General features: G+C 45.9%; 13 protein-coding genes and 1 other RNA gene. All 14 read left to right on the top strand.

Features of this window, described 5'->3' with window-relative positions:
* The first annotated feature begins 31 nt into the window (after positions 1–31).
* The 14 genes from FE296_RS32595 to FE296_RS01570 all read left to right on the top strand — a co-directional run bounded on the left by FE296_RS32595 (position 32) and on the right by FE296_RS01570 (position 12669).
* The gene (locus FE296_RS32595; RefSeq protein WP_190944986.1) at positions 32–310 is read left to right on the top strand and encodes a hypothetical protein; all 279 of its coding nucleotides are present in this window, start codon (positions 32–34) and stop codon (positions 308–310) included.
* Positions 311–390: 80 nt separating this feature from the next.
* A complete protein-coding gene (pyrG, locus tag FE296_RS01510) occupies positions 391–1995 on the top strand; it encodes a CTP synthase (RefSeq protein ID WP_076217010.1) in 1605 nt (534 codons plus the stop codon).
* A gap of 227 nt (positions 1996–2222) precedes the next feature.
* A complete protein-coding gene (locus FE296_RS01515) occupies positions 2223–2609 on the top strand; it encodes a response regulator (RefSeq protein ID WP_017691292.1) in 387 nt (128 codons plus the stop codon).
* 260 nt (positions 2610–2869) lie between these two features.
* Positions 2870–3724, top strand: a complete 855-nt coding sequence (gene fba / locus FE296_RS01520; protein WP_124118869.1) for a class II fructose-1,6-bisphosphate aldolase — start codon at positions 2870–2872, stop codon at positions 3722–3724.
* A gap of 147 nt (positions 3725–3871) precedes the next feature.
* On the top strand, positions 3872–5125 hold the full coding sequence (locus FE296_RS01525) for a UDP-N-acetylglucosamine 1-carboxyvinyltransferase (protein ID WP_017691290.1): 1254 nt from the start codon (positions 3872–3874) through the stop codon (positions 5123–5125).
* Between the two features lie 464 nt (positions 5126–5589).
* Entirely contained in the window at positions 5590–6915 is a 1326-nt protein-coding gene (rho, locus tag FE296_RS01530; protein ID WP_036607258.1) for a transcription termination factor Rho, read from the top strand.
* Between the two features lie 97 nt (positions 6916–7012).
* Positions 7013–8287 (top strand): radical SAM family protein, encoded by a 1275-nt coding sequence (locus FE296_RS01535; protein ID WP_091039190.1) that lies wholly within the window; start codon positions 7013–7015, stop codon positions 8285–8287.
* Positions 8288–8389: 102 nt separating this feature from the next.
* The gene (gene rpmE, locus FE296_RS01540; protein WP_036607255.1) at positions 8390–8587 is read left to right on the top strand and encodes a 50S ribosomal protein L31; all 198 of its coding nucleotides are present in this window, start codon (positions 8390–8392) and stop codon (positions 8585–8587) included.
* A 146-nt stretch (positions 8588–8733) separates the two neighbouring features.
* An RNA gene (ffs, locus tag FE296_RS01545) (signal recognition particle sRNA large type) lies at positions 8734–9001 on the top strand.
* A 174-nt stretch (positions 9002–9175) separates the two neighbouring features.
* The gene (gene dnaX, locus FE296_RS01550; protein ID WP_124118870.1) at positions 9176–10921 is read left to right on the top strand and encodes a DNA polymerase III subunit gamma/tau; all 1746 of its coding nucleotides are present in this window, start codon (positions 9176–9178) and stop codon (positions 10919–10921) included.
* A gap of 41 nt (positions 10922–10962) precedes the next feature.
* Positions 10963–11274, top strand: a complete 312-nt coding sequence (locus tag FE296_RS01555; RefSeq protein WP_036607248.1) for a YbaB/EbfC family nucleoid-associated protein — start codon at positions 10963–10965, stop codon at positions 11272–11274.
* A gap of 35 nt (positions 11275–11309) precedes the next feature.
* Entirely contained in the window at positions 11310–11909 is a 600-nt protein-coding gene (gene recR / locus FE296_RS01560; RefSeq protein WP_062838113.1) for a recombination mediator RecR, read from the top strand.
* A 233-nt stretch (positions 11910–12142) separates the two neighbouring features.
* Entirely contained in the window at positions 12143–12367 is a 225-nt protein-coding gene (locus FE296_RS01565) for a DUF2508 family protein (RefSeq protein ID WP_124118872.1), read from the top strand.
* 32 nt (positions 12368–12399) lie between these two features.
* On the top strand, positions 12400–12669 hold the full coding sequence (locus FE296_RS01570; RefSeq protein ID WP_124118871.1) for a pro-sigmaK processing inhibitor BofA family protein: 270 nt from the start codon (positions 12400–12402) through the stop codon (positions 12667–12669).
* Positions 12670–12936 lie beyond the last annotated feature (267 nt).

Genomic DNA, 12936 nt, shown 5'->3' on the forward strand with positions numbered 1-12936 from the left:
GTAACGGGTAAACTATTGCATGGGCTTATGAATGAGCGACAATATATTTATGTTTTTTATAGAAGGTGCCCCGTCCTGCGGGAGTACTTTTTTTTGTATTTTTAGAGGCATAATTTTGCAAAATGATTTCTTTCCGTATGCTCCCGGCCAACATTTCGTGGCCCGTTTTTGTATATCAAAAACACCTAATGGAATGAAGGCTACCGGAATATTTGCACTATTTTTTGCTGTAGAACAACGTGTATTTAAACCGTCTTCGCAGAAAGAGCAGTTCGCAGATGCAGGGAATTTCTGCCATTGCTCTTTTTAACGATGATTACCTGGGAAACAGGTTACGATAACACCATATATCGCCTGAATTTCTGTACTTATATTAGGAGGGTAATAACAGTGACAAAGTATATTTTCGTGACGGGCGGAGTTGTGTCCTCCCTAGGCAAAGGGATTACGGCTGCTTCTCTGGGCAGATTGCTGAAAAACAGAGGGCTTAAGGTAACGATCCAGAAATTTGATCCATATATTAACATCGACCCGGGAACAATGAGTCCTTATCAGCACGGTGAGGTTTTTGTAACGGATGATGGCGCGGAAACGGATCTGGACCTTGGCCACTATGAACGGTTTATTGATATCAATCTCTCCAAAAACAGCAACGTCACGACTGGTAAAGTATACTCTTCCGTCATCAGCAAAGAGCGGCGTGGGGAATATCTGGGTGGAACGGTACAAGTTATTCCACACATTACGAACGAGATCAAAGAGCGTGTATTCCGCGCTGGACGTGAAGCGGGTTCGGATGTGGTTATTACGGAAATTGGCGGAACAGTGGGCGACATTGAGAGTTTGCCTTTCCTAGAAGCTATCCGTCAAATCAAGAGTGATGTAGGTCGCGACAATGTGATGTACATCCACGTAACACTTATTCCTTATATCAAAGCAGCTGGTGAAGTGAAAACAAAACCAACGCAACATAGTGTTAAGGAATTACGCAGCATTGGTATTCAACCGAATGTGATTGTATGCCGTACGGAGTATGAATTGTCTAAAGACATGAAAGCCAAGATCGCCCTCTTCTGCGACATTGATGAGAATGCCGTGGTTGAATGTCGTGATGCAGACACCTTGTATCAAGTACCTCTGAACCTGCGTGAAGAAGGCTTGGATGAGATCGTGGTAAATCACCTGAAACTGACTACTCCTGCACCGGATATGAGCGAGTGGGAAGGGCTGGTTGACCGGATCAACAAGTTGGAGCATACAGTTGAGATTGCTATTGTTGGTAAATATGTAGCGTTGCATGATGCATACCTGAGTGTTGTTGAGTCGTTGTCTCATGCAGGATTTGCATCCAATGCTGATGTGAAAATCCGCTGGGTTCCTTCTGAAGATATTACGGATGAGAATGTAGGCGACCTGTTGCATGGTATTGGCGGTATCCTTGTTCCTGGCGGATTCGGAGATCGTGGTATTGAAGGTAAAGTATCGGCAATCCGTTATGCTCGTGAGAAACAAATTCCGTTCTTCGGTATTTGCCTGGGTATGCAGGTTTCCGTTATTGAATATGCACGTTCCATCGTTGGTTTGAATGGTGCGAACAGCTCCGAGATTAATCCGGCTACGGAATTCCCTGTGATCGATCTGTTGCCTGAGCAAAAAGATATCGAGAATCTGGGTGGCACGATGCGTCTGGGGCTGTATCCTTGTAAGCTTCAGGAAGGTTCTTTGGCGATGGCTTGTTATGATGACGAGCTGGTGTATGAAAGACACCGTCACCGGTATGAGTTCAACAATGAATACCGTGAAACGATTGAAAAAGCAGGACTGGTTATCTCGGGTACATCCCCGGATGGACGTCTGGTTGAGATCGTGGAACTTCCAGGACACCCATGGTTCCTGGCGGTACAATTCCATCCGGAATTCACTTCCCGTCCGAACCGTCCGCAACCATTGTTCCGTGAGTTTGTAAAAGCTTCTCTGGAGAATGCGCAGAAGTAATACAACGTATTAATGTTAACGTAATAGATATTGGGATGTTCCTGGCAACCATAGCGGATGCCAGAACATCCCTTTTTTTGCGTAAAAAGCAGATGGATATGCTTTTTGTCATTTTGTGAATGTAGCGGGATTTTAATGGAAGAGGTAGAATACTTATCATGACGACTATGGGATAGTTATCCAGATTCAAAGATGTACATGCTTTCCTAATTCTAGGAGGTTACAGAGTGGAAGATAAAAAAGTTTTGATTGTTGATGACCAGAATGGTATTCGAATCCTGTTAATGGAAGTGTTCAGCAGTGAGGGGTATAACACGTTTCAAGCACCCAACGGCAAGGTTGCTCTGGAGATTGTGAATAATGACAAGCCTGACCTGGTATTGCTCGATATGAAGATTCCTGGGATGGATGGTCTGGAAATTCTGAAGCATATTAAAGAAATCGATCCGGGTATCAAGGTCATCATGATGACCGCTTATGGTGAACTGGACATGATTAAGGAAGCCACGGATCTCGGAGCGCTCATGCACTTTACGAAACCATTTGATATCGACGAGATGCGAGTGGCTGTGAATATGCAACTTCGCAATGGTACGGCCAATAAATGCAGCTGAATCCTGTTGATACAGGATTTTTTTGCGTGTTGAGTACATAGAAGGTACTTGGTGGGAGAATGGGGTATTTCACTCCTTCATCCGGGGAATATTGGAAATGGGGAAGTTATAAAGCGGTGTCTATGAAAACTGTGCTGCAAAGCACAGCATTTTTGCAAATGCTTGTTTAGTATTTGACATGGGATGTGGTATAATAAGCCCGTATGTGATTTCGGCTAAAAACCATAGACACAACCCAAACCCCTAGGAGGATTGAAACCATGCCATTAGTATCTATGACAGACATGTTGAACAAAGCACTTGAAGGAAAATATGCAGTTGGTCAATACAACATCAATAACCTTGAGTGGACTCAAGCGATTCTTGGTGCAGCTGAAGAAGAAAAATCCCCAGTAATCCTGGGTGTATCCGAAGGCGCAGCACGTCACATGGGCGGCTTCTACACTGTAGTTAAAATGGTAGAAGGACTCATTCACGACATGAAAATCACTGTTCCAGTTGCAATTCACCTGGACCACGGTTCAAGCTTCGACAAGTGTAAAGAAGCGATCGATGCTGGATTTACATCCGTTATGATCGACGGTTCCCACCACTCTATCGATGAAAATATCGAAATGACTAAAAAAGTTGTTGAATATGCACACGCTAAAGGCGTTTCTGTAGAAGCTGAAGTAGGTACTGTAGGCGGACAAGAAGACGACGTTATCGGCGGAATCATGTACGCTGACCTGAACGAGTGTATCCGTATCGTTAAAGAAACAGGTATCGACACATTGGCGCCAGCTCTTGGTTCCGTACACGGTCCTTACCATGGTGAGCCTAACCTGGGCTTCAAAGAGATGGAAGAAGTTCGTGACGCGGTACAAGTTCCACTCGTATTGCACGGTGGTACAGGTATTCCTAAACACGACATCGACAAAGCCATCTCCCTGGGTACTTCCAAAATTAACGTAAACACAGAGAACCAAATTGCTTTCTCAAAAGTGGTTCGTGAAGTGCTTGCAGCTAAACCAGATGCTTACGATCCACGTACATTCATCGTACCAGGCCGTGATGCAATCAAAGAAACCGTTAAAGGTAAAATCCGCGAGTTTGGTTCTAACAACAAAGCGTAATTTAACTTTACCAGTTCCATACTGTGAAATGGAAAAACACCGCCTAGCCGGTGTCTTTCCATTTTCACACCTTATTTCTACATCGGAAGCCAACAGCACGTATTGCCGTTCATCGGCTGCAAAACACGTAGGGGGACATTAAGCTTTATGGAAAAATTGATGATTAGTGGCGGACGTCCGTTACAGGGAACTGTAACTATAAGCGGCGCCAAGAACAGCGCCATTGCGCTTATTCCTGCAGCATTGCTTGCCGAGTCAGAAGTCGTGTTGGACAACCTGCCGCTTTTGAGTGACGTGGCGGTTTATGCAGAAATTTTGGAGGAACTCGGAGCACGTGTGACTTGGGAAGGCAGTCAGATGAAGATTGACCCTTCTGACATCAAATCCATTCCTATGCCGAATGGTCCCGTGAAGAAGCTTCGCGCTTCGTATTATATGATGGGTGCATTACTAGGGCGTTTCAAAGAAGCGACCATAGGTTTACCAGGGGGCTGTAATTTTGAGCCTCGTCCAATTGATCAACATATCAAAGGGTTTGAAGCGCTTGGCGCAACCGTAACAAACGAACATGGCTCCATTCATTTGCATGCCAAAGAGCTGCGCGGAGCAAAAATCTATCTTGATGTAAGCAGTGTCGGCGCAACCATTAATATCATGCTGGCGGCTACTCGTGCCAAAGGCTCTACAATTATCGAAAACGCGGCTAAAGAGCCTGAGATTATAGATGTAGCAACACTTCTGAATTCCATGGGTGCCAGCATTAAGGGTGCAGGTACCGAAACGATCCGTATTGAAGGAGTCTCGGAGCTTAAAGGCTGCCGTCATTCCATCATTCCGGACCGTATCCAAGCAGGTACGTATATGATCGCTGCAGCGGCGACGCGCGGAGATGTTCTGATTGACAATGTGATTCCCAAACATCTGGAGGCTTTAACGGCAAAGCTGCTGGAGATGGGGGTTGGCATTGAGGAATTGGATGAAAGTATACGTGTCATTGGTAAACCAAGTTATAACCACGTGGACGTGAAGGCGCTTGTATATCCTGGTTTCCCAACGGATCTACAGTCACCCATGACCAGTGTTTTAACACAGGCAACGGGTGTGAGTGTCCTGAGCGACTTTGTATACAGTAATCGATTCAAGCATGTGCCTGAGTTGGTACGGATGGGCGCAAAGATTCGAGTAGAAGGACGGTCAGCGATTATCGAAGGCAGTGCATTAAACGCGGCCAAAGTAAAAGCATCCGATCTTCGCGCTGGAGCAGCGCTGGTGATTGCCGGTCTCACCGTCAGTGAAGGTGTGACTGAAGTGACGGGGGTCGAATATATCGACCGCGGTTATGATCATCTGGTGACTAATCTGCGCTTGCTCGGTGCAGATGTATGGCGGGAAACTGATTAATAGGAAGCATTATGCATGATTCAGTCCTACACATGTTTATTTTAACTGAACTGCATATCTTTTGATAATTAGGTAAACCTGTTTTAATAGAGTTCTCAGTCTCTCCGGCATAAGACGAAATGTTTCTGTTTCCTTTACCGGAGGGTCTTTTTTTGAATTAAACTTCATATGGCTGTAAGAACATCATTTCTCATCCCCAACCCCCGGTTTTGTTTGAACTGCGCTCCATAGCCGGTCTATCCGGATTGATCGCCTCAATGCATCGTTCACTCAATAGCGGATCTGGCCGAATGTTGGCCATCCCACCCGGAAACTTACACTCAAAGACAAGTATTTGCATTATAACGGTTACATTCCGTACAATGGACAGAAGGGATTGTGGCAGACGCCGCTCTCTATAGCCGGAACATCTAGCGAAACTATCCATTTCACACGGACTTATTAATTGAATAGGTGGTTATTATATGGATCTACAAATTTCCGATTTGGAAGAAATGAAACTAACGGACCTCTACAAACTGGCCAAAAAATATCAGATTCCTTACTATGGTACGTTAAAAAAGAAAGAATTAATCTTTGCTATACTACGTGCACAAGCTGAACAAAGCGGCCTGATGTTCATGCAAGGCGTACTCGAGATTTTACCTGAAGGTTACGGATTTCTTCGGCCGATTAACTACTTGCCAAGTACGGAAGACATTTACATCTCAGCTTCTCAGATTCGCAAGTTTGACCTAAGAACAGGTGACCTCGTATCAGGTAAGTGTAGAACGCCTAAGGAAAACGAGAGATACTTCGGTTTGTTGCAAGTCAACGCTGTAAATGGTGAGAATCCATCGGCGGCTGCAGAGCGACTTCACTTCCCGGCACTAACCCCACTGTATCCGCAGAAAAAACTGGTTCTCGAAACATCCCCCAACCATTTGTCCACACGAATTATGGATGTGCTCGCCCCGGTAGGATTGGGACAGCGCGGATTGATCGTAGCACCTCCCAAAGCGGGTAAAACGCTTCTCCTCAAAGAAATTGCCAACAGCATCTCAACTAACAATCCTGAAATTGAACTGTTTGTCCTGTTGATTGACGAACGTCCAGAGGAAGTAACGGATATGTCGCGTTCGGTAAAAGGGGAAGTTGTGGCTTCAACATTTGATGAACTGCCTGAGAATCATATCAAGGTGGCGGAATTGGTGCTTGAACGTGCGCTTCGTTTGGTTGAGGCTAAAAAGGATGTCGTTATCCTGCTGGATAGCATTACACGTCTTGCCCGTGCATATAACCTGGTTATTCCACCATCCGGTCGTACGCTTAGTGGTGGTATTGACCCAGCTGCATTCCATCGTCCGAAACGTTTCTTCGGTTCTGCCCGGAATGTGGAAGAAGGCGGAAGCTTGACCATCCTGGCAACGGCATTAATTGATACCGGTTCACGTATGGATGACGTCATTTATGAAGAGTTTAAGGGTACAGGTAACATGGAGCTCCATCTGGACCGTCGTCTGGCAGAGCGCCGCATATTCCCGGCAATCGACATTCGTCGTTCCGGTACACGTCGTGAAGAAGTGCTGCTCAGCAAGGAAGAGTTGGATACAATCTGGGCGATTCGTAAAAACATGAATGATTCCCATGACTTTGTTGAAGGATTCCTAAAAAAACTTCGTAACAGCAAGACAAATGCAGAGTTTTTGGCGGCATTTGATTCGGCTGGTAATAGCCCGACAAGCAATTCGGGGACAACAACAACCCGTCGCTCACCTAGACAGACAGCTACGTCAGGTACATCGACGTAAGTGTCGTTTAATTAATCACTTTCTTTTTGCAGCATTGCTGTAAATGTTACAATACACTCGTCGTTAGGTTTAACCCATTAGATGTGAGGAGAACATCATGTATTTAGTATACGCAGATGAAAAAGGTAATGTATTTGATCATCCTTCCCTGTACGGGCTTGCCCGCAGTGGAGATATGATCGTTGAGATTATGGAAGACGAACTCATCCCTTTGCCAGAGGGTGCAACGTTGGTTGGACTCCCGAGCACCCGGCCCATTGGTATGGACCCGGATACCGGTGAGATGCTGCCAATGCCAACGGACACACAGGCTGTAGGTGCGTTGCTTCCACAGGGATTCACTCGTTTGTGTCTCCCTGGATATGTGAAGACGGATAAGGAGTATAAGCTGCCTTTGTTCGGTTATTCCGCAGTAGTTTGGAAAGATGGCGGTTTCTATGTCACGGCTGCGAAGTCGGATAGTCCTGACCAATGGAATCCGCTGAACTGTGATCGTGATGATGTACGTTCCGGGGTTAAACGGTTGACGGAGCAATATCCTGAGAACCGTCTTTATACCCATCTGTCCAATTGTGCGCTCGGATATGAATGTCTAACTTCGTCGAACACGTTCCTGAATCGTTGGGAAGGTGGAGTACCGGTATCCTATTCTTGCAATGCGGGCTGTTTCGGGTGTATCTCCGAGCAACCGGATGATAGCGGTTTTGTTTCCCCGCAGACACGTATGAACTTCCGACCACGTGTGGATGAGATTGTGGAGGTTATGCTGGAACACCTGAAGACCCCGGAGTCCATCATTAGTTTTGGACAAGGTTGTGAAGGGGAGCCTTCCACGCAGGCCAAGCTGATTATTGAAGCGATTCGCGAAGTGCGTTCCGTAACGGACATGGGGTATATCAACATTAATACCAATGCTGGTCTGAACGATCACATTAGGGGTATTGTAGATGCTGGATTGGATCTGATGCGCGTAAGTACAATTAGTGCACTGGATGACCACTATAACGCCTACTATAAACCGCGTGGTTATACCTTAGCCAATGTTGAGAAATCGATGAAATACGCAGCGCAGCAGGGTGTATACACGTCCATTAACTATCTGATCTTCCCGGGCGTAACAGACCGTGAAGAAGAGATTGAGGCGATGATTGAGTTTGCGAGAAGAACCGATCTACGCTTGATTCAGATGCGTAATCTCAATATTGATCCGGAGAGCTATCTTGAATTAATTCCTCCAGCTCAAGGTGATATCTTGGGCATGAAGCAGATGATTGAGATTTTTGAAGACGAGTTGCCTGATGTTGTGATCGGATCGTACACCCATGTTCCACCAGCTGGAATGGCGCGCCCAAAACGGTTGATTACCTCTTAACAATAATGGATTGCAACAGGCACAAGGCCGTGTTATAATCTCAGGGTTGTGCCATTTACTCTGGGTCCGCTTGAGGCTCAGGGCGGAAAGAGGTGAAAGGTAATGAAAGAAGCAATTCATCCTAATTACACGATTGGTCAAGTATCTTGCGCTTGCGGGAATACTTTTGAGACAGGTTCGGTTAAAGACGGACTTCGTGTAGAGATTTGCTCCGCGTGCCACCCGTTCTTCACAGGTAAACAGAAGTTTATCGATGCTGGCGGCCGTGTTGATCGTTTCAAAAAGAAATACGGAATCTAATTGGACAATTCTTGGAGTTGTCTGCTAATTGCATCCAACACACCCCTGCTGATCTGGCAGGGGTTTTTATATGTTATATGTAAGCATAATCGCATTCACGTTCCTCTGGTTGCAATTTGGATAACCTTACGTTATACTATTTCTTACCGTGCTAGATGGGGAGGTAGCGGTGCCCTGTAACTCGCAATCCGCTATAGCGAGGTTGAATTCCTGCTAGAGGTTTTGCCGATGTGAGGTTTGGTCCCTAAACGTGGTGTTGACGGTTGGGTCCTCCGCAATGAGTACTCATGAACCTGGTCAGGTCCGGAAGGAAGCAGCCATAAGTGAGATCACTCTTGTGCCGGAGGGTTGCCTAGCCCGAGCTATTGTTCAGGGGTGCCACTTGGATCGCAAATATCGATAGCAGGTGCACGGCTTACCATTTAAATGTAGAGACCTTTGCAGTTGTATGTATGCAGAGGTCTTTTTGATATGTCTTAATAAACCACGCATGAATGAGTCAGATAAAGTTTGGATTCACCCTAGAATATAGTATAATAGGGGAACGACAAAGGACTCGAATGCGAAGTGGAAGGAAGGTAACGCATCATGGAGCATATCGCGTTATACCGGGCTTGGCGTCCCCAGTCGTTTCAAGATATGGTGGGGCAACAGCATATTATTCAGACCTTGCAGAACGCGATTCGTGAACAGCGGACTTCCCATGCCTACTTATTTAGCGGGCCCAGAGGAACGGGAAAGACAAGTGCCGCCAAGATTTTGGCCAAAGCTGTGAACTGCGAACGTGGGCCTGCGCCTGAACCTTGTAACGAGTGTGAAGCTTGCCGCAGAATTACGACTGGCGCTGTGATGGATGTGCAGGAGATTGATGCTGCATCCAATCGGGGCGTTGAAGAAATCCGTGATCTTCGGGAAAAGGTTAAATATGCGCCAACCGAGGTCCGGCAGAAAGTCTATATTATTGATGAAGTGCACATGCTGACAACGGAGGCATTCAATGCTTTGCTCAAAACATTGGAAGAGCCACCACCACATGTGATGTTTATTTTAGCAACAACGGAACCACACCGCCTTCCGGCTACCATTATATCGCGCTGTCAGCGATTTGATTTTCGCCGGGTATCCCTGGAAGAGCAGACAGCAAGACTTACACTGATCTGTGAACAGGAAGGCATGGAGGCTGACCAGGATGCACTTCAATACATTGCCCGTTTATCGGACGGTGGAATGAGGGACGCACTTAGTGTGCTGGATCAGATCTCTTCATTTACGGATGGACGAGTAACGTACCAGCAGGTCATGGACATGACGGGTGGAATTGCTTCAGAGCAATTTGCCAAACTGGCTGCTTCGCTGCTCAAGGGTGATGTTGGTCATATTTTGCAGATGATTGAAGGTTTCATGCATGAAGGAAAGAGTGCAGACAAGTGTATGGAGAATTTACTGTATTATTTCCGTGATTTGCTTATGATTAAGATGGTACCTGATGCAGACAAACTGACGGACCGGGTACTTAATCCGGAGTCTTTCCGTGATATGGCGGAGTCATTCACCAGGGAACAACTATTCCACATGATTGATACCCTTAATCGGTACCAGAGTGAAATGAAGTATGCAGTACAACCACAGACATTATTCGAAGTTGCATTGCTTAAACTGTGTAGTATTCCAGCTCAAGGTGAGGCTTCTGTTCAGGTGGGAGCTTCAGCTCATGCAGCACCTGCTGATGGGGGAGAGATCAACCGCTTGAAGCAGCAGCTTGCTGAGTTGGAGAAGAAGTTGGATCGTGCACTAAAAAGTGGTTTGTCTGGTGGAGAAGGTTCATCGAGTGCTCCATCTCGCCCGGCAACAAGGGCCCCTGTATCGAGAGGCAACTCCCCTGCGAAGCTTCCTGCACAGTTGGATCAGTATGTTGCGCGCAAGGGAGCCCCTGAGTTCGCAGAGATTAGCAAAAAGTGGAGTCAGATCCTGCAACGAGTGAAGGAAGAGCGGGTTACCGTTCACGCCTGGTTTGTGGATGGTGAGCCGGTATCATTGCTTGAAGACAATGTGTTGGTTGCTTTTAAAAACAACATTCACCGTGAAACAACGGAAAAGCAGGCTAACCGTGAAGTCATTGAGCGGGTGTTGTCCGAACAGCTTGGGCGACCTGCACGATTGGTGACGATGATGCTCAAAGATTGGACCGGAGCAACGGAGGGAGCTTCTGAAACGCCAAAGGAGGACTTTAAGCTTGAACCTGAGCATGAAGACGGCGGTTCAAGCAACAAGCAGCCATGGATTGATGAAGCCATCCAGCTCTTTGGTGAGGACCTTGTAGTGATCAAAGAATAATGCGCATAGCGCGATAACCATAACAAAGGAGATGAATAATTATGAACAACATGAACCAAATGATGAAACAAGTGAAGAAAATGCAGGAGCAAATGCTGAAAGCACAAGAGGAACTGGCGGACAAAACAGTCCAAGGTACTTCTGGTGGCGGTGTAGTGACGGCTGAAGTTAACGGACACAAGAAATTGCTTGCTATCACGATCAAACCTGAAGCGGTAGATCCGGAAGATGTTGAAATGTTGCAGGATCTCGTTATGACAGCAGTTAATGATGCAATGGCCAAAGCCGATGAGATTGCCAACAAGGATATGGGCAAGTTCACAGGCGGCATGAATATTCCGGGATTATTTTAATTAAAAATTGATCCTGTCAAAGGAGACACAATCGATTGTATTATCCCGAACCAATAGCCAAGCTGATTGATGCCTTCACCCGGTTGCCGGGTGTAGGTCCCAAGACGGCAGCGCGTTTAGCTTTTCATGTGCTTAACATGAAGGAAGATGACGTTATCGATTTTGCCAAAGCGCTCGTAAGTGTGAAGCGTAATCTTCATTACTGTTCTGTATGTTGTAATATCACTGATACGGACCCGTGTCGTATCTGTCAGGATAAGTCCAGGGATGTCTCTGTAATCTGTGTAGTTCAGGATTCGAAAGATCTGGTGGCCATGGAGCGCACCAAGGAATTTGATGGATACTATCATGTGTTACAGGGTGCGATTTCACCTATGGAGGGAATTGGCCCAGATGATATTCGTTTGAAGGAACTTCTGATTCGATTAAGTGATGAACGTATAAAAGAGATCATTCTGGCGACGAACCCCAATATTGAGGGTGAGGCTACAGCGATGTACATCTCCCGCTTGGTGCGTCCGTTTGAGATCAGTGTGACCCGGATTGCGCATGGATTGCCTGTAGGTGGCGATCTTGAGTATGCGGATGAAGTGACCCTTTCCAAAGCGTTGGAAGGGCGCAGGGAGATGCGTTAGTGTGATCAATTTGTATTACGCAGCGAACTTCCTTGGAAACTTCGGATGCTAAATAAGTTTCGATGTGCAAAGAGAGCCTTAGGGCTCTCTTTTTTTTGTGAAGAAAATGAATGCCTGAGTTCTAAGTTTGTCCTTTCCCTGATAAGTATGAGAATATGCTTTGCTGATCAGGAGGGGGAGAGTTTATGTTTTTGTGGCGAAATACACGGAACTCGGTAGAGAAGCACAACAGAATGTTGAAGGAACTTGAGGCGGAACAGATCTATGCAGATATTCAGATGGCTAAGCAGGAATGGGAGCGGGCTATGAGACAGTTCGAAGATGCACAGGGGCAGGATGAGATTGATTATGCCATTTATGTATTAGAGGCAGCTGAGCGGAAGTACCAGATCCACTTGAGAAGAGCAAAGCGTGCCAGAGCGGATGATGTTACATCACAGCGAGGAATTAGTATGTAGTCATGCTTACATTAAACACGGAGGTGTAACATATGAAGAGTATCATACTAGGAAGTGTATTGATTATTTCATTACTGGGGCTTATCGTTGTTTTATTCAGAAAACGGCTAGGATTATCGTTTCTTACGTCATTCGGAATTCATCTGGTGTTGGCCGCAGTAGGGATATATATAGTGAATTATTCCGGCTGGATTACAGGAACCTACATCCCACTGAACCCTGCAACGATAGGGACTGTAACTGTTTTGGGATTGCCAGGTGTGGGGCTATTATTAGGCTTGAAAATTTCTTTGTTCGGATAGTTGACTCGTGGGATATTTATATGGTACATTATATCTCGTTGCTTTGCTTGCTTGGTTAGATGCTTTAGATGAAATGAAGGAGTTCATTACGAACTTCGAAAAAGAATTTCAAAAAAACACTTGACCAAAACAAACGAAGTATGATATATTATAAAAGTCGCCGCTGAGAGAAAATGGTGACGAAAAAACGAGTTTGATCTTTGAAAACTGAACAACGAGTGAGTAAACATTCTGCTTGCAGAATGAACGCAAAAGTTTGAAACAAGC

Source organism: Paenibacillus sp. UASWS1643, assembly GCF_008693195.1.
GTDB classification, from domain to species: domain Bacteria; phylum Bacillota; class Bacilli; order Paenibacillales; family Paenibacillaceae; genus Paenibacillus; species Paenibacillus amylolyticus_B.

What these genes read in the sequence shown, in the direction of transcription:
- dnaX (WP_124118870.1), top strand. Translation starts at nt 9,176, where the DNA reads ATGGAGCATATCGCGTTATACCGGGCTTGGCGTCCCCAGTCGTTTCAA.
- FE296_RS32595 (WP_190944986.1), top strand. Translation starts at nt 32, where the DNA reads ATGAGCGACAATATATTTATGTTTTTTATAGAAGGTGCCCCGTCCTGC.
- rho (WP_036607258.1), top strand. Translation starts at nt 5,590, where the DNA reads ATGGATCTACAAATTTCCGATTTGGAAGAAATGAAACTAACGGACCTC.
- FE296_RS01525 (WP_017691290.1), top strand. Translation starts at nt 3,872, where the DNA reads ATGGAAAAATTGATGATTAGTGGCGGACGTCCGTTACAGGGAACTGTA.
- FE296_RS01570 (WP_124118871.1), top strand. Translation starts at nt 12,400, where the DNA reads ATGAAGAGTATCATACTAGGAAGTGTATTGATTATTTCATTACTGGGG.
- rpmE (WP_036607255.1), top strand. Translation starts at nt 8,390, where the DNA reads ATGAAAGAAGCAATTCATCCTAATTACACGATTGGTCAAGTATCTTGC.
- FE296_RS01565 (WP_124118872.1), top strand. Translation starts at nt 12,143, where the DNA reads ATGTTGAAGGAACTTGAGGCGGAACAGATCTATGCAGATATTCAGATG.
- FE296_RS01555 (WP_036607248.1), top strand. Translation starts at nt 10,963, where the DNA reads ATGAACAACATGAACCAAATGATGAAACAAGTGAAGAAAATGCAGGAG.
- fba (WP_124118869.1), top strand. Translation starts at nt 2,870, where the DNA reads ATGCCATTAGTATCTATGACAGACATGTTGAACAAAGCACTTGAAGGA.
- FE296_RS01535 (WP_091039190.1), top strand. Translation starts at nt 7,013, where the DNA reads ATGTATTTAGTATACGCAGATGAAAAAGGTAATGTATTTGATCATCCT.